Source organism: Arthrobacter oryzae (assembly GCF_030812315.1).
GTDB lineage: Bacteria > Actinomycetota > Actinomycetes > Actinomycetales > Micrococcaceae > Arthrobacter > Arthrobacter oryzae_B.
This window is the reverse complement of sequence record NZ_JAUSSM010000024.1, coordinates 1-20989: the sequence shown is the minus strand read 5'-3', so window position 1 is coordinate 20989 and position 20989 is coordinate 1. Positions and strand designations below refer to the sequence as shown.

General features: G+C 66.6%; 17 protein-coding genes and 1 pseudogene. 10 read left to right on the top strand and 8 right to left on the bottom strand.

The window, feature by feature from the left end:
* The first annotated feature begins 57 nt into the window (after window positions 1-57).
* Complete coding sequence (locus J2S97_RS23465; RefSeq protein WP_307052334.1) at window positions 58-1521, top strand: FAD-dependent oxidoreductase; 1464 nt, start codon at window positions 58-60, stop codon at window positions 1519-1521.
* A gap of 90 nt (window positions 1522-1611) precedes the next feature.
* Here J2S97_RS23465 and J2S97_RS23460 read toward each other — a convergent pair whose 3' ends face one another.
* From J2S97_RS23460 to J2S97_RS23450, 3 genes are read right to left on the bottom strand one after another with little or no spacing between them, the layout of a single operon-like run.
* Window positions 1612-2856: an SRPBCC family protein gene (locus J2S97_RS23460; RefSeq protein ID WP_307052333.1), complete on the bottom strand. Its 1245-nt coding sequence runs from the start codon at window positions 2854-2856 to the stop codon at window positions 1612-1614.
* Between the two features lie 59 nt (window positions 2857-2915).
* Window positions 2916-3743 (bottom strand): DUF1206 domain-containing protein, encoded by an 828-nt coding sequence (locus J2S97_RS23455; protein WP_307052332.1) that lies wholly within the window; start codon window positions 3741-3743, stop codon window positions 2916-2918.
* Between the two features lie 29 nt (window positions 3744-3772).
* The gene (locus J2S97_RS23450) at window positions 3773-4063 is read right to left on the bottom strand and encodes a hypothetical protein (RefSeq protein ID WP_307052331.1); all 291 of its coding nucleotides are present in this window, start codon (window positions 4061-4063) and stop codon (window positions 3773-3775) included.
* A gap of 93 nt (window positions 4064-4156) precedes the next feature.
* On the opposite strand from J2S97_RS23450, the gene J2S97_RS23445 reads away from it, so the two are divergent.
* Entirely contained in the window at window positions 4157-4702 is a 546-nt protein-coding gene (locus J2S97_RS23445) for a hypothetical protein (RefSeq protein WP_307052330.1), read from the top strand.
* Window positions 4703-4839: 137 nt separating this feature from the next.
* Here J2S97_RS23445 and J2S97_RS23440 read toward each other — a convergent pair whose 3' ends face one another.
* From J2S97_RS23440 to J2S97_RS23425, 4 genes are all read right to left on the bottom strand, one after another.
* Complete coding sequence (locus J2S97_RS23440) at window positions 4840-6003, bottom strand: AI-2E family transporter (protein ID WP_307052329.1); 1164 nt, start codon at window positions 6001-6003, stop codon at window positions 4840-4842.
* A gap of 129 nt (window positions 6004-6132) precedes the next feature.
* Window positions 6133-6813 (bottom strand): FadR/GntR family transcriptional regulator, encoded by a 681-nt coding sequence (locus tag J2S97_RS23435; protein ID WP_307052328.1) that lies wholly within the window; start codon window positions 6811-6813, stop codon window positions 6133-6135.
* Window positions 6810-8036, bottom strand: a complete 1227-nt coding sequence (locus tag J2S97_RS23430) for an MFS transporter (protein ID WP_307052327.1) — start codon at window positions 8034-8036, stop codon at window positions 6810-6812. Before J2S97_RS23430 ends, J2S97_RS23435 begins: the two co-directional genes overlap by 4 nt.
* 77 nt (window positions 8037-8113) lie before the next feature.
* A complete protein-coding gene (locus J2S97_RS23425; RefSeq protein ID WP_307052326.1) occupies window positions 8114-9556 on the bottom strand; it encodes a PucR family transcriptional regulator in 1443 nt (480 codons plus the stop codon).
* A gap of 167 nt (window positions 9557-9723) precedes the next feature.
* Here J2S97_RS23425 and J2S97_RS23420 point away from each other — a divergent pair, with 167 nt between their 5' ends.
* From J2S97_RS23420 to J2S97_RS23410, 3 genes are all read left to right on the top strand, one after another.
* Window positions 9724-11154: a gamma-aminobutyraldehyde dehydrogenase gene (locus J2S97_RS23420; RefSeq protein WP_307052325.1), complete on the top strand. Its 1431-nt coding sequence runs from the start codon at window positions 9724-9726 to the stop codon at window positions 11152-11154.
* 41 nt (window positions 11155-11195) lie between these two features.
* Complete coding sequence (gabT, locus tag J2S97_RS23415) at window positions 11196-12551, top strand: 4-aminobutyrate--2-oxoglutarate transaminase (RefSeq protein ID WP_307052324.1); 1356 nt, start codon at window positions 11196-11198, stop codon at window positions 12549-12551.
* Between the two features lie 247 nt (window positions 12552-12798).
* On the top strand, window positions 12799-13662 hold the full coding sequence (locus J2S97_RS23410; RefSeq protein ID WP_307052323.1) for a universal stress protein: 864 nt from the start codon (window positions 12799-12801) through the stop codon (window positions 13660-13662).
* A gap of 120 nt (window positions 13663-13782) precedes the next feature.
* On the opposite strand, the gene rarD is transcribed toward J2S97_RS23410, so the two are convergent.
* Complete coding sequence (rarD, locus tag J2S97_RS23405; RefSeq protein WP_373460648.1) at window positions 13783-14847, bottom strand: EamA family transporter RarD; 1065 nt, start codon at window positions 14845-14847, stop codon at window positions 13783-13785.
* A gap of 147 nt (window positions 14848-14994) precedes the next feature.
* Here rarD and J2S97_RS23400 point away from each other — a divergent pair, with 147 nt between their 5' ends.
* From J2S97_RS23400 to J2S97_RS23380, 5 genes and pseudogenes are all read left to right on the top strand, one after another.
* Entirely contained in the window at window positions 14995-16005 is a 1011-nt protein-coding gene (locus J2S97_RS23400; protein ID WP_307052321.1) for a DNA topoisomerase IB, read from the top strand.
* Between the two features lie 66 nt (window positions 16006-16071).
* On the top strand, window positions 16072-17526 hold the full coding sequence (locus tag J2S97_RS23395) for an FAD-dependent oxidoreductase (protein WP_307052320.1): 1455 nt from the start codon (window positions 16072-16074) through the stop codon (window positions 17524-17526).
* A 99-nt stretch (window positions 17527-17625) separates the two neighbouring features.
* Window positions 17626-19044 (top strand): GAF domain-containing protein, encoded by a 1419-nt coding sequence (locus J2S97_RS23390; RefSeq protein WP_307052319.1) that lies wholly within the window; start codon window positions 17626-17628, stop codon window positions 19042-19044.
* Between the two features lie 126 nt (window positions 19045-19170).
* The gene (gene exaC / locus J2S97_RS23385; RefSeq protein ID WP_307052318.1) at window positions 19171-20694 is read left to right on the top strand and encodes an acetaldehyde dehydrogenase ExaC; all 1524 of its coding nucleotides are present in this window, start codon (window positions 19171-19173) and stop codon (window positions 20692-20694) included.
* 130 nt (window positions 20695-20824) lie between these two features.
* Window positions 20825-20989 (top strand): annotated as a pseudogene (locus J2S97_RS23380) (alcohol dehydrogenase catalytic domain-containing protein); the annotation flags it as partial.

Here is a 20989-nt window from a genome sequence, read left to right as displayed (position 1 = left end):
GATTTCACGACGTTAAATGCCAGTCAGTTGGGCCGTGACAGAAAAAGGAACACAGCCGTGTCAACTAGCACCACCGTAGGTTCTGCCGCCCGTCCGCTCCGGGTCGCCGTCGTGGGTTCCGGCCCCGCCGGCGTGTACGCCGCCGACATCCTCACCAAGAGTGAAGCCGTCAAGAGCGGCGAGCTGACCGTGAGCATCGACCTGTTTGACCGCTACCCGGCGCCCTACGGCCTGATCCGCTACGGCGTTGCCCCGGACCACCCGCGCATCAAGGGCATCGTCAACGCCCTGCACAAGGTCCTGGACCGCGGAGACATCAGGTTCTTCGGCAACGTGGACTACGGCACGGACCTCTCCATCGAGGACCTCCGTACGCACTACGACGCCGTCATCTTCGCCACCGGCGCCATCAAGGACGCGGACCTGAACATCCCGGGCATCGAACTCGACGGCTCCTACGGCGGCGCCGACTTCGTGTCCTGGTACGACGGCCACCCCGACGTCTCCCGCGAATGGCCGCTGGACGCCAAGGAAATCGCCGTCATCGGCAACGGCAACGTGGCCCTGGACGTGGCGCGCATGCTGTCCAAGCACGCCGACGACCTCCTGGTCTCCGAAATCCCGGACAACGTTTACGCCGGCCTGAAGAACTCCCCGGTCACGGACGTGCACGTCTTCGGCCGCCGCGGCCCGGCCCAGGTCAAGTTCACCCCGCTGGAGCTGCGCGAGCTGGCCCACTCCAAGGACGTGGACATCATCCTGTACCCGGAGGACTTCGAGTTCGACGAGGAATCCGACCGCCAGGTCCAGAGCAACAACCAGACCAAGACCATGGTCGGCACGCTCACCAACTGGATCGCCGAGCAGCCGGAGGACGTCTCCGAGCTCAAGGCGTCCCGCCGCCTGCACCTGCACTTCCTGCACAGCCCGGTTGAAATTTACGACGACGCCGAGACCCCCGGCCGCGTTGCCGGCATGAAGTTTGAGCGCACCGAGCTGGACGGCACGGGCAACGCCCGCGGCACCGGCGAGTTCGTGGACTACCCGGTCCAGGCCGTGTACCGCGCCATCGGCTACTTCGGCTCCGCCCTCCCGGAGGTCGAGTTCGACCACAAGAAGGGTGTTGTACCGAACGACGGCGGCCGCGTGCTGGACGCTGCGGGCACCCACGTTCCGGGTATCTACGCCACCGGCTGGATCAAGCGCGGTCCGGTGGGCCTCATCGGCCACACCAAGGGCGACGCCCTCGAAACCGTGACTTACCTGCTCGAAGACCGCGCAAACCTGCCGCTGGCCGCTGTTCCCGAGGCGGACGCCGTCGTCGAACTGCTCGACGCCCGCGGCGTGAAGTTCACGAGCTGGGAAGGCTGGCTGGCACTGGACGCGCACGAGCGCAGCCTCGGCGAGAAGGCCACCGAGACCGGTTCGCACGGCGTTGAGGTTGCCCGCGAGCGGGTCAAGGTTGTGCCGCGCGAGGACATGGTGTCCATCTCCCGCGACGGAGTAGCCGCACAGGTCTAGTTTCTTCACTGCTCACGCGGGGTCGCCCTGCGCCCGGTCCGTCAGGACTGAGCGCCGGGCGGCCCCGCGTTCGTGGTGGGGTGCGAGGGCCTAGTTGCCGGCACCGCCCGAGGCCATCAGCTCCAGCCGGTTCAGTGTTTCGGTATTCCGGACCGCGATGAGCGGGTCCCGGATGACCTTGGGAATCAGCAGTCCCGGGCCCTTGACGGCGTCCTCGGCGATGGACACCTTGCACCCGGTTTCCACCGGCTCCAGCGTGATCACCACGTTTGCTTCTCCCAACGGCCAGCCCCGGGCAATCAGCTCGATGGATTTCCCCGGGTCCGACGCCGTGACCGTGGTCTTGTCGTTGATCAGCAGCGGCCACGCACCCACCGAGTGATGCAGCACAGCGTCGGCAGCGGGCCACAGGGCGTCCACGTCCCTGATCCTGGACGCACCGACAACCCACCCGGAGTAGAGCCAGCCGTCGGCGATCACGTTCCAGACGTCGGCCGGCGGAGTGAGGAAGATCTTGGAAACCGTCGCCATCTCAGTGCTCGCTTTCTTCGTGGGGTGGTGCGGATGCGGAGGTTTTGAAGCCCGCAGGGGGCCGCTGCCCTCAGTTCTGGACTGCGCGACTCTGGACTGCGCAACGGCATAGGAACGCTCCCGTAGTCGCCGCGTCCAGGCGTAGGTGCCCGCGCCGGGAAGCACGTTGCGTACGGGGTCGAATCGGGACTCCGTGTCCCTGGCGCCGGGTTCTGCCTCCAGAGTCACCGTGCCGAACCGACGCCACGGTCCGCCGGGACGGGCGAAGCTGAGGGCCAGCACCCACGTGCCGCTTGCGAGCGAGCGTTCCAGCTGACGTTCCGTGGTGGCGGAACGGGCGCCCTCAGGGATCTGCACGGTCTCCAGCGCCAGCAGGACAGGCCCGCGCGCACCGCGGTAGGGCATCAGTGTGGTGAACGCAGCCCCGTTGAGGTTCCGATGCGGGATCAGGATAAACCGGCCCGGAACGGACAGCCCCGTGGTGGCGAACAGGAGGTCGGCGGGACGGCGGCCGTCGGGGAGCCGCAATGCAAGCCCGAGGATGTCCGGGAAGGGGGCAGGGATTCCCACCGAACGCGAAAACCGGGCCGTCACGAGGTGCTGGCCCGGGTTGTCGATCCAGGCAATGCCACTCTGTTCGGAGGAGACGTGGTCCGTTTCCCCTCCGGGTGCGTATCCGGTCTGAGCTACGCCCTTGAGCGAAACCCCGCGGGGGTGGATGGGCCGCTCCGGCCGAAGTGCCTTCAGGGCCCTGAAGACCAGCCCAAAACCGGCACCTGCCAAGCTGCTTAGATGGAACGTCATGCCCCTCCCTTCCAGTATCGCGATCGGCCCGTATACCTCAAGTGGCCGGTTCTGCCAGCCTACATCCGGCCGAACTTGGCCCTTATCAGGGCGAACACCCCGTAGCTGATGAGGCCCGCTGCGATCGCCATCAGAAGGTACGGTCCCACCGGATGGTCCAGTAGCGCCTTCAGGCTGCCGTCCAGCCCGGTGGATTCGCCGGGCTGGTTCCGGGCGGCGGCCACAACAAACAGGAGTCCCACCAAGGTCAGGGCAACACCCTTCGCCGCATGGCCGGCGACGCCCAGCCCGCTGATGACCCGGCCGCGCCGCGTCCCTTCGAAGCGGTGCAGCTCTTCCTTGAACTGTTTCCGGACGCCTTTGACGATGAAATAGATTCCGACGCCGATGACCGTCAGTCCCAGCGCGATCAGCGCCGGAACTCCTAACGGACTCCGGACCAGGGCGGTGCTGAAGTCCTTGGTGGAATCCCCGGAGTCGCCGCGCAGGCCAACGGCAAACCCTGCGAAGCTGAGCCCCACACTGCCGTAGGCCACCGCCAGGAAGCCGGAGGAGATGAGCTTGCCGAGCCGCTCGCCCGCAGGGAGGTGGCGTGCCCGGAGCGTGGCTTCGCTGAGCTGCCACAGGGATAATCCGGCGCAGCCGACCAGGCAGGCCCACATGACGGCGGGCCCCCACGGGTTGGCCGCGAGCTGTTCGATGGCACCGGTGGGCTCGGCCTGCCCGGGCTGGCCCAGCGCCAGGGCGATGGCGATGGCACCGATCACAATGTGGAGCAGTGCCATCACGGCAAAACCGGAGCGCGCGACGACGTCCAGCGCCTTGGTGTTCGACGCCGCCTCGGCCGCATCGGCGGCTTCGCCGAGGGCCGTATCTTCGTCCGTCATCGGGTTTGGGATCCTCCTGCAGGCTTTTGTCAGCCGTTCATGGGGCCTTCGGCGTGGATGTTCTCAGCGCCCGGGCCGACGAGTTTGACGGTGCAGCGGACGATGAGCTGGTCCGGTGTGGTGGTGAGGTCCGCCAGGGTTTCGTGCGGATTGATCACCGTGTACGTTTCGGTGCCGGGTTCGACCTCGAATCCCCGTGACTCGGCATCCTTCGTGGCGTTGGCCAGGGCGTCGCTGCGCAGTTCGTCCAGATACGCCTCATCTTCGGACCGTGTGACGTCACCAAATGCCCAACCGAAAAGCGTTCCCGTTCCATTCATATCGCTGATTTTACGCATCCTTCAGACTACCAAGATGTTGATAAGTGTGCTTACTATGGCGGGACATTCAGCACTACGTTAGGAAAGTTCACCATGGCAGGGAATCTTGTTGCACGGTCCATCCACGACCTAACCGCGGGGGCATGGTTCGGGGGCTCCCTCATGGGCGCCATCGGCCTCAACGGCGCTGCGGCCGCAGCGAAGGATCCGGTGGAGCGCACCAGGCTCTCCAGCCTGGGGTGGAAGAGGTGGGCGCCGGTCCAGGCCGGTGCCTTTGCCGCGCATCTCTTGTCCGGCCTGGCCGTTACTTGGGAGAACAAGGGCCGGACGGCGACCCAGGAAGGCGTGGCCGGCCTCAATGTCTACAAAACGGCGGTTACGCTGGCCGGCGCTGCAGTAACCCTGTACGCGGGAATTTTGGGCAGCAAGGTGGAGAAGCTCGCGGGTGAGGGTGCCGAAGGAGCAACCGAGCCCAGGCCCGGTGCATCCGATGAACTCAAAGCAGCCCAGAAGCAATTGAAAATCCTGCAGTGGGCCATCCCGGTGTTTGCGGGGTGGGTCATCGTCCTCGGTTCAAGGCACGGTGAAATGCAGCGGCCGAAAAACGTGATCCAGGGCCTGCTGCACCGTTCAAGCTAGCTATCCAGTCTGGCCGGCGCGAATCAGCCCGGCAGGACAGAAGCGGCCCGGACCCCTTGCGGGTCCGGGCCGCTTCCATCTGGTGTTCCTGCCGGACAGGGCCACCCTGGTTGGTCCGTGCAGCCAAGCCTGGTGGGCTACCCCTGCGCCCTGTCCGCCGGAGCAAGCTCCTGGTCCACGGATTCTTTTGTTTCCAGGTCCTGGCCGGCCGGCGTCTCGGTTCCCGTGTCCTTGGGATCTGTCGTCCAGACCTGGATGATCGCCCAGGCCACGGCGGCCAGGGGAACGGAGAGCACGGCGCCGATGATGCCGGCGAGGATGGTTCCGGCGGTCAGGGCCAGCAGGATGACCAGGGCGTGCAGCTGGAGGGACTTGCCCATCACCACGGGCTGCAGCAGGTTGCCTTCGAGTTGGTTGACGGCGATCACCACGATGATCACGATCAGGGCAACCACCGGTCCGCTGGCCACCAGGGCCACGAGCGCGGCCAGGATGCCGGCCACGGTGGCGCCCACTATCGGGACGAAGGCGCCGATGAAGACGATGATGGCCAGCGGTATGGCCAGCGGAACCTGCAGGATCAGCAGCGCCGAACCGATGGCTACGGTGTCCACTAGGGCAACAATGGCCGTGCCGCGCACGTAGTCACCCAGGACCTGGATGGTCCGCGCGCCAGACCGGCGCAGTTTCGCCTCCCGTGCACCGGTGAACGGCCGCAGGAAGAAGTTCCAAAGCGCCGTGCCGTCCTTGAGGAAGAAGAACAGGATCACCACCATGAGGCTGGCGCCGGCCAGGAACTCCGTGATGACGGACAATCCGGTGAGCGCCCCGGAGCGGACCTGACTGCTCGCGGCGAATTCCACGATGGCGGCCCGGGCCTGTTCAATCTGCTCCCGGTCCACGGGGATGGGGCCGTTGAGGAGGAAGGACTGCAGCTCATCCAGCCCCGAGGACGCCTGGGTTGCCAGCTCGCTCCACTGGCTGCGGATGGAGACCACAATGACGGTGGTGACGCCGGCGAGTACCGCGAGCAGTGCCACGAAGGCCAGACCCGTGGCCGCTGCGCCGGGCAGGCCGCGCCGCTTCAGCAAGTTGACGAACGGTACGATCGCCGCCGCCAGGATCAGGGCAATCAGCACCGGGATGACCAGGAGCCGGATCTGCAGCAGGGCGAAAACCGAGACCACCACAACGGTGAGGATCAGCAGGATCTGGGCGGAGCGGACGCCCACCCGGCCCAGGCCGTCCGCCCAGGGATCCGGACGCTTGCCTTCCACGGTGACTTCGACTGATCTGGCCAAGGGGGTACTCCAATTCGTCAGCGTGCAGAGATAAGGGCAAGTCGGATGCGGCAAAGCCGGATGAAGAGCTCCCCTAAAGAGACAAGCCTACTGATTTAGTACGGTGCCCGCTGAAGGCGGCCCGACCGGTTACTCCCGGAGCCACTCCGCGCAGGAGTTCAGGTTCCGGTTGACGCTGTCCACGGCGGCGCTTTCATCGTGCGCCTCGATGGCCTCAACTAGCTTGCCGTGCCCTTCGTCGGGGAGCCCGTTGAAGCCACTGCGGCGCTGCTGCCGGAGCAGGTCGGCATGGAACACTGCGCCGAAGCTGACGTACAGCTCGTGCAGCAGCGGGTTCCCGGTCGCCATCGCCACCAGCACGTGGAAGTCCCAGTCAGCCTGCGCCCAGGCGGCGTAGTCCTCGGAGGTCCAGGCGTCGCGGCGGTCATCCAGCAGGGCCTTCATGGCGGTGATGTGCTCCGGCTTTGCGTTGCGGGCGGCCAGCCGGGCCGCCTGGGTGTCCAGGCCCACCCGGACTTCAAGGATGTGCTCCTGGGTGTGGTCCTGGTACATGCGCTGCGCCGCGCCGGAGATCTCGCTCGTCGCGCGGACGTAGGTGCCGTCGCCGCGGCGGACCTCCAGCATTCCGCCATGGGCCAGCGCCTTGATCGCCTCGCGCAGGGTGCCCCGGGAAACGCCCAGCGTGGACATCAGCTCGGGCTCGGCGGGAATTTTCTGCTGCAGCGGCCATTCGCCGGAATGGATCATCCGGCGGAGCTTGTCTGTGATTTCGTCGGCCAGTACAGGACGGTTCGAAGCGGTGAGGGTCATGGACGTGTCCTTGTCAGCAGGTGCGCCACCACAATCTGGGCCAGGGCGATGGCGAGCAGCAGGATCAGCGGTACCGTCCAGCCGCCCGTGGCGCTGTGCAGCAGGCCCATGCCGAACGGACCCGCCGTGGCGAGGAGGTAACCCACTGACTGCGCCAGCGTTGACATGGCGGTGGTTTCCGCCGTCGTGCGTCCGCTGCGGCTGATCATCACCATCACCAGCGGGAAGATGCCCAGGCCGAATCCCAGCAGCACGGCCGGGACGGCAGCCAGCGAGGCGGGCAGCAGCATGAGCGAGGCCACGCCGAAGACCATGGTGACACTGACCAGGTAGAAAGCCGGCCGCAGCATCCTCGGCCGCGATCCGATGGCGATCAGCACCATGCCGGCCGGAACGGAGACCAGCTGCATCAGCCCGAACATCAGGCCGCTGTCCGTTGCGGTCAGCCCCATGGTGGTCAGCATGTACGGGAACCAGCTCAGCACGGCGTAGGCGAGCAGTGCCTGGAGGGTGAATATGGCCGTGAGCAGCGCGCCCTTGCGGGTCCGCAGGAGCGGCCAGGGGGAAATGTGGCTGCCGCGGCCGGGCGTGGCGTTCCGGTGTGCATGAAGTGCGACCGGCAGGAAACCCAGGAAGGCAGCCACCGAGAGCAGGCCGATGGAGCCCAGCCCCGCCGACGCCGAACCCAGGCCTTGGGCAACAGGAACGACCATCACGGCCGTGACCGTGGCGCCGGTGGTCATGGTGACGGTGTAGAGGGCTGTCATCACAGAGGTGCGGTCCGCATAGTGCTCGCGGATGAAGGACGGCATGGCCACGTTGCAGACGGCCAGTCCCGACATCCCCACCACGGTGCCGGCCAGCAGCATGCCGGTGGAGGGGATGCCGCGCACCAGGAGGCCGGCGGCGAGCATTCCCAAGGCCAGCAGGATGGCATTCTCCACGCCCACCCGGCGCGTCAGCCAGGACGTGGCCGCCCCGGCGACCGCGAAACACAGCGTGGGAATGGAAGGGATGACGGCGGCGATGAACGGCCCGTAGCCCAAAACCTCCTGGAGGTCGTGCAGGAGGGCGGAAGCCCCGGTGATACCGGCGCGGAGGTTGAGGCCGATGAGGACAACGGCAATGATTCCGAGGACGACGACGGCGCGCGGCCGGCTCACCCCGACCCGTGCGGTGGGTGGGGTGTCAGTTCCGGGTAGTGCCGTCGTCGTGCTTGCCATACTTAAACATTAGACGTTAGACGTTTGATGTTTGTAAAGATGTGGTAAACATCTCCGGAAGCTTCAAACGGCGGGCGCTACCCCTGCTGCCGCTGGCTCAGCCGCTGCACCGCCAGGGCCAGCCAGAGCTGCACGCGGTCCTGGGTCTGGGCGGGGTCGTAGCCGGTCAGCTCGGTGATCTGCGCGAGCCGGTACCGGACGGTGTTGCGGTGCAGCGTCAGGGCTTCGGCGACGGCGGCCACCGAGCCGTTGTTGTTCAGGTAGCTCTCCAGCGTTGTCATCAGCTCCGCGCCATGCAGGGCGTCGAAGTTCCTGAGCGGGTTGAGGGACTCATTGGCCATGTCCGCGAGCGGCACGTCCTCGCTGGCCAGGAGCAGCGACGTCAGGCTGAGCCGCTCGGGCTCGTTGACGGGCAGGCCGTGGCTCGCCGCGTCCCGGGCCTCGAAGTAGCTCCACCGCAGCCCGTTGGGTTTGGTGTACGCGCCGCCGATGCCGATCGTGGCGTGGATCCCCGCCTCGGCCAGGTGGTCGCTGAGGCTTTTGGCCAGCACGCTGGCGCCGCTGCCGTCGTCCTGGACCACGATGATCAGGTCCTTGCCGACGACGGCGGTCACCCCGTGTTCCAGGGGCCGCGGCACCGAGGAACTCACCAGCTGCTTGGGGTGCGCCGCGGATTCGGCGAGGAGCACGACGTTTTTCCGGGTGCTGTTGACACCGATGCCGGCCAGGCGCCGGGACGCCTCGCTCGCCTCCAGGGTCCCGTGGATCACGTCCTCCAGAACCTGGCCGGACAGTGCCCGCTGCGCCTGCCGCTGCTTGACCATGTTGTTGAGCTCGACGCTGATCAGGTTCTGCGCGTACCCCACGATGCCGGAATCCTCGAAAGGCTGACGGATCCAGAGGGTGCACGCGTCGCGCCTGCCGGTGGGGATGGGGTAGGACGCCCAGGTATCCGCCGTGGGCGCCGGGTTGCCCGGCACGCTGTTGTAGAGCTGCGCCGTGAACTGGGTCAGGACAATGTCCGTGCGGAGCATCGAGCCGAGGTTCTTGAGCAGCTCGGACAGGCCGCCGCCGGTCAGCAGGGCACGGGCCAGGATCTGGTGGCCCGCGATGAGCCTTTCCAGCTTGGAGTAGTGGTCCGCGGACTGGGCGTCCGCCACCAGCTTGGTGATCGCAATGAACGGCGTCTCGTATGGAACCTCCACCACGGGAAGGCCCCAGCGGTTGGCCTCGGCAATCAGTGCCGGCGGAACGGCGTCGTGCGTCAGTCCGATCCCGAATCCGATACCCACCGCGCCTGCCCGCTGGACCTGCCGCACAAAGCGGCGCTGCTCCGGGGCGGACTTCAGCCGCATGCCGGTGGTGAGCACCAGCTCGCCGCCGTTGAGGAAGCGCTGGGGGTCCTCCTGCTCGGTGACGGCAACCCACTGGATGTCCTGGTGCCACGTGGTCTCCGCCAGGCCGGACTTGGTGAGCTTGAGCGACTGGACGCCCAGCAGGGCGGCGAGGGAGATTGCCATGAATTCAGGATAGCCGCGCGCTGGTCAACCGCACTAAAGGGTTCCGGGGATGGTGTGCAGGTGGCTATTCCCTGCATACGGGCCCTGGCATAGGCTCGTGAGCAGTCGCAACACTGAACCGGTTGCAGAACCGGTTACAGAAACCAGCATGAAAGAGGTTGTACACCGTGGTCCAAACCTTGCAGAACTTCATTAACGGCGAGTTCGTCACGCCCGCCGGCACCGGACTGCTGGACATCGTGAATCCCACAAACGGGGATGTGGTGGCGAAGTCGCCCATTTCCGTTCAGGCCGACGTCGACGCCGCCATGACGGCTGCCAACGAGGCGTTCAAGACCTGGAAGCACGTCACCCCGGGCCAGCGCCAGCTCATGCTCCTCAAGCTTGCCGACGCCGTCGAGGCCAACAGCGATGAACTCGTTGAGGCCCAGCACCGCAATACCGGCCAGGTCCGCAGCCTGATCGCCTCCGAGGAAGTTGCCGCCGGCGCCGACCAGCTCCGCTTCTTCGCCGGTGCCGCCCGCATCCTCGAGGGCAAGTCCGCCGGCGAGTACTTCGAGGGCCACACCTCCTACGTGCGCCGCGAACCCATCGGCGTCGTGGCACAGGTTGCCCCCTGGAACTACCCGTTCCTCATGGCCATCTGGAAGATCGGCCCCGCGCTCGCAGCAGGCAACACCGTGGTCCTCAAGCCCTCGGACACCACCCCGGAATCCACCCTGGTGCTGGCCAAGCTGGCCAAGGACATCTTCCCGGCCGGCGTCCTCAACGTTGTCCTGGGAACGGGCAAAACGGGCGCCATGATGGTGGACCACAAGGTTCCCGGCCTCGTCTCCATCACCGGTTCCGTCCGTGCGGGCATCGCTGTGGCCTCCGGCGCCGCGAAGGGCCTCAAGCGCGCCCACCTCGAGCTCGGCGGCAAGGCTCCGGCCATCGTGTTCAAGGACGCGGACATCAAGAAGAGCGCGGCGGCCATCGCGGAGTTCGCCTTCTTCAATGCAGGCCAGGACTGCACGGCGATCACCCGAGTGCTGGTTGAGGACTCGGTCCACGACGACGTCGTGGCAGCCATGGTGGAACACACCAAGACCCTGCACACCGGTTCGCAGAACGACGAAGACAACTACTTCGGTCCGCTCAACAACGTCAACCACTTCAACGCTGTGAACTCCGTGGTGGAGCACCTGCCGGAGAACTGCAAGATCGTTACCGGCGGCCACCGTGCCGGCGAAAAGGGCTTCTTCTTCGAACCGACCATCATTACCGGCGCCAGGCAGACCGACGACGTCGTCCAGAAGGAAACCTTCGGGCCGGTCATCACCGTCCAGAAGTTCAACACCGAGGCCGAGGCCGTGGAGCTGGCCAACGACGTCGAGTACGCCCTTGCGTCCAGCGTCTGGACCACCGACCACGGCACGGCCATGCGCGTCAGCCGCGACCTGGACTTCGGCGCGGTGTGGATCAACACCCACATCCTGCTGACCGCCGAAATGCCGCACGGCGGCTTCAAGCAGTCCGGCTACGGCAAGGACCTCTCCATGTACGGCGTCGAGGACTACACGCGCATCAAGCACGTGATGTCTGCACTTGACGCCTGACCCCCCACGCCTCATCCCCAGCTGTCCAGAAAGGCTTCTCCATGACCACCACCGCCCATGACATCACCTACCGTCTCGAGCAGAAGCGCCGCGTCCAGGCGGACTTCCCGGGCCCGAAGTCCGTTGCGCTGACCGAACGCCGCAGGGCTGTTGTGGCAGCCGGCGTCGCCTCCAGTGTCCCCGTCTTTGTTGCGGACGCCGACGGCGGCATCATCCACGACGTCGACGGCAACTCCTTCATCGACCTCGGCTCCGGCATCGCCGTGACCAGCGTCGGTGCGTCCGATCCCGCCGTCGTGGGCGCCGTGAAGGAAGCCGTGGAGCACTTCACCCACACCTGCTTCATGGTCACCCCCTACGAGGGCTACGTGGCTGTCGCCGAGCAGCTGAACCGCCTCACCCCGGGCGACCACGAAAAGCGCACGGTGCTGTTCAACTCCGGCGCCGAAGCCGTGGAAAACGCAGTCAAGGTGGCCCGCCTGGCCACCGGCCGTGACGCCGTCGTCGCCTTTGACCACGCTTACCACGGCCGCACCAACCTGACCATGGCGCTGACCGCCAAGGCCATGCCGTACAAGACCAACTTCGGCCCGTTCGCGCCCGAGGTCTACCGCATGCCCATGAGCTACCCGTTCCGCGAGGAAAACCCCTCGATCACGGGTGCCGAGGCAGCCAAGCGCGCCATCACCATGATCGAAAAGCAGATCGGCGGCGAATCCGTCGCGGCGATCATCATTGAGCCGATCCAGGGCGAGGGCGGCTTCATCGTCCCGGCCGACGGCTTCCTGCCGGCTCTCGCCGCCTGGGCCAAGGAAAAGGGCATCGTCTTTATCGCCGACGAGGTCCAGTCCGGCTTCTGCCGCACCGGCGAATGGTTCGCCGTCAACCATGAAGGTGTTGTCCCGGACATCATCACCATGGCCAAGGGCATCGCCGGCGGCATGCCGCTGTCCGCGATCACCGGCCGCGCCGACTTGCTCGACGCCGTCCACCCGGGCGGGCTGGGCGGCACCTACGGCGGCAACCCGGTTGCCTGTGCCGCGGCCCTCGCCTCCATCGGCTCCATGGAGCAGTACGACCTCAACGCCCGCGCCAAGCACATCGAGGAACTGGCCACCGGCCGGCTCCGCGAGCTGGCTGCAGAGGTTTCCGTGATCGGCGACATCCGCGGACGCGGCGCCATGCTGGCGATCGAACTGGTGCAGGCCGGATCCAAGGAACCGAACCCGGAACTGACCAAGGCCGTTGCCGCGGCCTGCCTCAAGGAAGGCGTCATCATCCTCACCTGCGGTACCTACGGCAACGTCATCCGCCTGCTGCCGCCGCTGGTCATCAGCGACGAACTGCTGCTGGACGGCCTCGAGGTGCTGGCCACCGCCATCAAGGCGCACGCCTAACCACGACGCCTGACCAAGACCCGGGACCCACACCAGGGCCCCACCCACTGGGACTCCGCCCGGATGCCTGACCCAGGCATCCGGGAGCCAACCGAAGAGCCGCGGACCGACCGTCCGCGGCTCTTCTGTTTAAGCGGCCGGGGTGGCTAGAGTCAGCACTACCAATGCAGGAATGCAGACCGGCCGACGTCGCCCGGGAACCCCGAGCGCGGCCGGATTCTGCCCCAGACCCAAAAGGGGTTCACCCATGCGATACGTAGTTGGCTACACACCAAACGAACGCGGCGCCGACGCCGTTGCCCTGGGGTCCGCGCTGGCCCGGGCGCAGGGCGCCCAGCTCGACCTCGTGTATGTGGTGAAAAAGGGCGTCCCGCATGCGGCGCAGGATGCCGACGGCGGCCATGCCGGTGCCGGCGAGCAGGCGGTGCTGGACGCGCAGCGTGAAGGGCTGGCACTGGTGCCCGAGGACGTGAGCGTCGAGTTCCATGTGCGCCACGCCGAGTCGTTCGCGGCGGGCCTGATCGACGCCGCCGTCGAATACCAGGCAGGACTGATCATTGTGGGTGCGGCGAGCAGCGGGCTGTTTAAGCGACACACGGTGGGCAGTGTGGCCAACGCGCTCCTGCACGCCTCCCCGGTTCCGGTGGCGCTGGCTCCCCGCGGTTACCGCCGCACGGAGGCTGTCACCCGGCTGACGCTCGCTGTCGGCCAGAGGGTGGGCGCGGAGGCAGCAATCGGTGTCGCCATCGCGGCCGCGCAACGCCGGGGTGCACCGCTGCGCATGGTCTCCCTGGTGGAGCTCGACGCGGAAGGCGACAGCGGCGAAGTGGTCAACGCGGCGCACATCCACGCCAACACGGTGCTCACCGAGGCCTCGCACCGGCTCCCGGAGGGCCACAACGTGAGCGTGGAAGTGGCGCACGGACGCACCATCGAGGAGTGCATCGACGACCTCGAGTGGGACGACGGCGAGATCCTGATCGTGGGTTCGTCCCGCCTGGCGGAGAAGAACAAGCTGTTCATCGGCAGCACGGCCAACAAGGTGCTGCGTGCCCTGCCGGTGCCGATGGTGGTCATCCCGCGCGAATACGAGCGCCTCGACAGCCCCTAAGCGCGAACGGACACTTGCGGCCCATCCTAAGGCTTAGCCCACGGCGCGAACGGGCAGATAAGGACCCCAAAAAGCGAAAAACAGGTCCTTATCTGCCCGTTCGCGCTTGGGTTGCGGGCCTTAACTGTCCGCTCGGGCTTCCCGCAGCGCGCGCTTCCGGGCCACGGAACTCCTGCGCGCTGCTGCCAGCATGTCCACGGTCAGCACCAGCAGCGCCAGCCAGACCACGCCGAAGCCGATCCAGCGGTCCAGGGTCATGGTTTCCTTGAACACCATCAGGGCCACGACGAACTGGAGCACCGGGGCGAAGTACTGCAGCAGGCCGATGGTGGTCATGGGCAGGCGGCGGGCCGAGGCACCGAAGAACAGCAGCGGCACCGCCGTGATCACGCCCGAGGAAACCAGCAGCCAGAAGTGCGCGGAACCCTGGGTGCCGAGGGTGGCGGCGCCGCTGACGCCGAGGAAGATCATCGTCGCGGCAGCCAGGGGGGCGAGCACCACCGTCTCCACGGTCAGGCTGGTGACGGCGTCGGCCTTCGGACCGATGCGCTTCTTCACGAAGCCGTAGAGCCCGAAACTGACCGCCAGCGTCAGCGCGATCCAGGGCAGCTTGCCGTAGGAAATCGTCAGCACCACGACGGCAACAAAACCGATCCCGACGGCGGCCCACTGGAGCGGACGCAGCGTTTCCTTCAGCACGAACACGCCCAGCAGCACGGAGACGAGCGGGTTGATGAAGTAGCCCAGGGACGCCTCCACGGCCTGGCCGGTGGTGACGCCGTATGTGTAGGTCAGCCAGTTCACCGCGATCAGGGCCGCCGCGATGGACAGGGTGCCCAGGACGGTCCGGTTCCGGAACGCCGCCCCGAGCACACGCCAGGAGCGGGTGACCGTGATCAGCAGCGTGCAGAAGAGCAGGGACCACACCACCCGGTTGGCCACGATTTCCACCGCACCGGCGGGCTGCAGGGCGAAGAAGTACAGGGGCAGCAGCCCCCAGAGTCCGTAGGCGCCAATCCCGAAGAGGACACCCGCCGTCGTGTCCTTGTCTACGGCCTTAAGCGCGACGCCGGGCCGGGGCGGCTGTCCGCCGGAAGCTGCGGGGGACGCGGCAGCCGAGACAGGGCTACCCGGGGCGGTCAGGGCTGGGGCAGTGGTTCCGTCGGGTGTAGGCACACGATCAATAACACCACCGCCGCGGGCGGTATTCCGCCAACAGGCCAGCGATTCCCCCAGCAATAGCCTGGAGCGATTTTCGGGAGCCATGCTGCAAGGCCTTGCGGTGCTCAGTACGCTTACTAATATGAAAATGCATCCCGGGCCGGCCCGGCCATGAGGCTCCGCCACAGCAACGCCTCAGGAAGGGGCTACCGGCGTCTTGCCGCGGGTACCGGCTTCACGTACCGGGACCTGGATGGTTCCACGCTGCCGCCGGGACCGGTCCGGGAGCGGCTGGAGAGCATCGGCATTCCGCCGGCCTGGACCGACGTATGGATCGCACCCTACGACAACGGGCACATCCAGGCCACAGGACTGGACGCCATGGGCCGCCGGCAGTACATCTACCACCCGGCCTGGCGGGAAAAGAAGGACCGGCTGAAGTTCGACCGTGCCCTCCAGCTCGCCGAATCCCTGCCGACCGCACGCAGGCTGGTCACCATGGACCTGCGCAGCGACGGACTCGCCCGGGAACGCGTCCTGGCGGCTGCCTTCAGGATGCTGGACAGCGGCTCGCTGCGGGTTGGATCCGAGCGGTACACCAACGAGAACGGCAGCCACGGCCTCGCAACCCTGCTGTGTGCCCACGTGAAAGTAAAGCAGGAATGCCTCTGTCTGAGTTTTCCCGCCAAGAGCGGCAAAACCTGGGAATCCGAGATCGACGACGCCGACCTCGCCGCCCTGGTCCGGGTGCTCAAGCGGCGGGGCGGCAACGCCCGGCTCCTCGCATACAAGAACGGGCGCAGCTGGCATCCGGTGGGCAGCCCGGAGATCAACGAATACGTGAAGGAACGCACCGGGGCGGACTTCACCGCCAAGGACTTCCGCACTCTCCGGGGCACGGTGGCCGCCGCCGTCAGCCTCGCCCGGATCGGACCGCAGAAGACTGTGGCTGAGAAAAAGAGGGCCATCAGCCTGGCCATGCAGGACGCGGCGGCGGTGCTGGGAAACACGCCGTCGATCGCCCGGAAAAGCTATGTGGACCCGCGCCTCCTGGACCATTTTTCCGCGGGGGAGACCATCGATCCCCGGCGGACGGACTCGGCCGAATCGGAATTACGCGCGCTGTTGTACCGGGAGGGCGACGTCGTCTCCATCAGCGGCTCCGCAGGGAAAGGGGGTTGACCAATTAGAATGGGGACCTGTGCGCTACGTGACGTGGCGCAGTTTCCCGTTTCAGAAGGGCTCCCGGTGTCCAACTCGGCCGAAAGCACCCCCAAACGTCCCCTCCGCGTCGCAATCGTCGGCGCCGGACCGGCCGGCGTGTACGCCGCGGACATCCTGACCAAGTCCAACGAGGTCAAGGGCGGCGACTTCGAAGTCAGCATTGACCTTTTCGAGGCCTACCCGGCTCCCTACGGCCTGATCCGCTACGGCGTTGCCCCGGACCACCCGCGCATCAAGGGCATCGTGAACGCCCTGCACAAGGTGCTGGACCGCGGAGACATCCGCTTCCTCGGCAATGTGACCTACGGCCGCGACCTGAAACTCCACGATTTCCGGGCCTTCTACGACGCCGTGATCTTCTCCACCGGTGCCATCAAGGATGCGGACCTGAACGTTCCGGGCGTCGAACTTGAAGGATCCTTCGGCGGCGCCGACTTCGTGTCCTGGTACGACGGCCACCCGGATGTGCCCCGCGACTGGCCGCTGGACGCCAAGGAAATCGCCGTCATCGGAAACGGCAACGTGGCCCTGGACGTAGCCCGCATGCTGGTGAAGCACGCGGACGAGCTGCTCTCCACGGAAATTCCGGACAACGTCTACCGAGGACTGAAGAACTCCCCCGTCACGGACGTCCATGTGTTCGGCCGCCGGGGCCCGGCCCAGGTGAAGTTCACCCCGCTGGAACTGCGCGAACTGAGCCACGCCAACGACGTGGACATTGTGCTCTACCCCGAGGACTTCGAATTCGACGAGGCCTCCGATGACGCCATCCGCAGCAACAACCAGATCAAGACCATGGTCAACACCATGACCAACTGGCTCGTCGAGGAGCATGCCGAAGCCGAGGTGCCATCCTCCCGGCGGCTGCACCTGCACTTCCTGCACAGCCCGGTGGAGATCTACGACGGCGCCGGCAACACGGCGGGCACCGGAAAGGTTGCGGGCATCAAGTTTGAGCGGATGCAGCTTGACGGCACCGGGCACGTCAAGGGTACGGGGGAGTTCATCGACTACCCCGTCCAGGCCGTCTACCGCGCGATCGGCTATCACGGGTCACCGCTGGATGAACTGGAATACAACGCCAAGGCGGGCGTGATCCCCAACGAGGGCGGCCGGGTCCTCGATGCAGAGGGGAACCCCGTGCCCGGGATCTACGCCACGGGCTGGATCAAGCGCGGTCCGGTGGGGCTCATCGGGCACACGAAGGGCGACGCCCTGGAGACCATCGGTTGCCTGCTGGAGGACCGGCTGACGCTGCCGCCTGCGCAGAACCCTGACCCGCACGCCATCATTGCCCTGCTCGAGGAGCGCGGCGTCGAGTACACCACCTGGGAGGGCTGGAACAGGCTCGACGCGCACGAAGCAGCCCTCGGGAAGGCATGGACCGAAGCTGAGGCGGAGACCGGCGTCGTCCGCGAACGGATCAAGGTTGTGCCGCGCGAGGAAATGATCCGGATCTCCCGCAGCTCCGAGGGCTAACCCTAGGGCGGGCTTGCTGGAAGGCAATAGACTGAGCAGACCAATCCAGCACGGCATGCCGTCACGCCTGGCACGCCGTTGTGCCGGCAAGGGAGTTCGATGAGGAAAACGAATCAGCCAGCAGTTCCGGGCCCGGACGCAGCGGCACTGCTCCAGCGGCATGCCCTGGCGGGCCACGAGCTGCTCGGAGCGACCGCCTTCGGCCCTGCCAGCGGACTGGACTCCGCGGGCAGCGCCGGCCACACGAGCAGCGTACTACTGCCCGGATTGCGGAGCCTGGTGGAGGAATCCTGGCAGCGTTCAGTCCAGTTCCAGGCCAACCCGGACAACCCCGAAGCGCCGCTGGCCCTGGACGGGGAAGAGCTGGAGGAGTACCGCCGGCAGCATCCCCTGGCCACCATCATGCCCGTCATCCACAAACTCCTGGTCCTGCCCAGCCACGACAGCGGCCTGCTGGTCGCCGTGGGCGATGAGGTGGGCCGCCTCCTCTGGGTGGAGGGCGACGCCGTGACGCAGCGGCGCGCCGAAGGCATGATGTTCGTGGCGGGCGCCGACTGGTCCGAGTCCAGCGTTGGCACCAGCGCCCCGGGAACCGCACTGGCCCTGGGCCGCAGTATCCAGATTTCCGGTGCCGAACACTACAAGCGCTCAGTCCATCCGTGGAGCTGTACCGCCGTTCCGTTCCACGACCCCGACTCCGGCGCACTGCTGGGCGTTGTGGACATCACTGGCACCGAATCAGCAGTGGCGCCGCACACGCTGTCCCTCGTGGAAGCAACCGTGGCGGCCGCCCAGGCGCAATTGCGCGTGGAGCGGCTCCAGCTGGCGGCCGCCCGCCAGGCGGCGCCCGCACGACGGCGGACGGCGTCCTCCGCCGCCCGCCGGGCTGACGGCCCCGGTTCCGCTGCGGAAGGGAGCCTGTACCGCAACAGCCTCCAGCTCCTGGGCCGGGACCAGGCACTGCTCAGCATCGAAGGCCGCACCGTGGCACTCTCCGCCCGGCACAGCGAAATCCTGGCACTGCTCAGCATCCACCCCGAAGGGCTCAGCGCCGAGGAACTCTGCACCCTGCTGTACCCGGGCGACGGCTCCTCCATGACCCTCCGCCCGGAGATGGTACGCCTGCGCAAGGTCCTGCAGCAGCTGAGCCCGGAAGCGGTCCCTGAGTCGCGCCCTTACCGTGTCCTCATGGACCTGATGCCGGACTCCAGCCAGGTCCTCAACTGCCTGCAGCGCGGGGCCCACCGCATCGCCCTGGAGATCTACCGCGGCGCGGTGCTGCCGCGCTCGGAAGCGCCGGGCATCATCGATCTCCGGGACCGCGTGTCCACGCTGCTCCGCGAAGCCGTGCTCACCGACGGAAGCGCCGATGCGCTGCTCAAGTATGCGGAACTGCCGGAAGCAAAGGACGACGTCGACGTCCGCACTGCGGCGTTGAAGCTGCTGCCGCCGCGCTCGCCCAAGCGGGCCGCCGTCGTCGCCGATCTTGAACGGCTGGAAACCGAGCTCAGCGCCTGATGTCCGGAAACGTGAGCCGGATCACTTCGATTGCAACCTGACTGCAACCTCCCCGCTCCTACGCTGAATGCAACGGCGGCCGCCAGCACAGGCCGCTAATCATCTTGCACAGCAAAGGAGCTAGCAATGACTGTCTACGCACAGCCCGGCACCGAAGGTTCGAAGGTCACGTTCAAGGACCGCTACGAGAACTGGATCGGCGGCGAATGGGTTGCCCCCGTCAAGGGCCAGTACTTCGAGAACATCACCCCGGTCACCGGCAAGGCATTCTGCGAGGTGGCCCGCGGCACCGCCGAGGACATCGAACTGGCACTGGACGCCGCGCACAAGATCGCGCCCTCCTGGGGCAAGACCTCCGTCGCCGAGCGCGCCGCCATCCTCAACAAGATCGCCGACCGCATCGACGAAAACCTCGAGATGCTCGCCGTCGCCGAGTCGTGGGACAACGGCAAACCGATCCGCGAAACACTCAATGCAGACATCCCGCTCGCGGCGGACCACTTCCGCTACTTCGCCTCTGCCGTCCGCGCCCAGGAAGGCCGCCTTTCACAGCTCGACGACGACACCACGGCCTACCACTACCACGAGCCGCTCGGCGTCGTGGGCCAGATCATCCCGTGGAACTTCCCCATTCTGATGGCCGTCTGGAAGCTCGCCCCGGCCCTGGCCGCCGGCAATGCCGTGGTCCTCAAGCCCGCCGAGCAGACGCCGTCGTCCATCCTGGTCCTGATTGAACTCATCGGTGACCTGCTGCCGGCCGGCGTGCTCAACATCGTCAACGGCTTTGGCGTTGAGGCCGGCAAGCCGCTCGCCTCCAGCCCGCGGATCCGGAAGATCGCCTTCACCGGAGAGACCTCCACCGGGCGCCTGATCAGCCAGTACGCCAGCCAGAACCTGATCCCGGTCACGCTGGAGCTCGGCGGCAAGAGCCCCAACATCTTCTTCAACGATGTTGCCGAGTCCAACGACGCGTTCTACGACAAGGCGCAGGAGGGCTTCACGCTCTTTGCGTTCAACCAGGGCGAGGTCTGCACGTGCCCGTCCCGCGCCCTCGTCCAGGAGGATATCTACGATTCGTTCATGGCGGACGCCGTGGCCCGCGTGGAGAAGATCATCCAGGGCAACCCGCTGGACACCGACACCCAGCTCGGCGCACAGGCCTCCAACGACCAGCTGGAAAAGATCCTTTCCTACATCGACATCGGCAAGCAGGAGGGTGCCAAGGTGCTCACCGGCGGCGCCCGCGCCGAACTGCCCGGGGACCTGGCGGGCGGCTACTACGTCCAGCCCACCATCTTCGAAGGCCACAACAAGATGCGGATCTTCCAGGAGGAGATCTTCGGCCCGGTGGTTTCGGTGACGCGGTTCAGCGACTACAACGACGCCATGGGCATCGCCAACGACACCCTCTACGGCCTCGGCGCCGGCGTCTGGTCCCGCAACGGCAACGTCGCCTACCGTGCCGGCCGCGAGATCCAGGCAGGCCGTGTGTGGGTCAACAACTACCACGCCTACCCGGCCGGCGCTGCGTTCGGCGGGTACAAGTCCTCCGGCATCGGACGTGAAAACCACTCCATGATGCTGGACCACTACCAGCAGACCAAGAACCTCCTGGTCAGCTACAACGAGAACAAGCTCGGCTTCTTCTAAGCCGCTCTCTCAGCCCGGGCGGGGACGGATTAGCACTGATCCGTCCCCGCCCGCACCACCCTGGCCACTCCTCAGGAAGGCAGCACCACCTCCACCGCACCAAAGCTCCAACGACGCAAGGATTTCGCCAATGACGACGACAATGCAAGCAGCAGTAGTAACCGAGTTCGGCAAGGATCTTCAGATCCAGACCCTCCCCATTCCTGCCCCGGGCCGGGGCGAGGCGCTGGTCAAGGTCATCACCACCGGCGTCTGCCACACAGACCTCCACGCGGCGGAGGGTGACTGGCCCGTC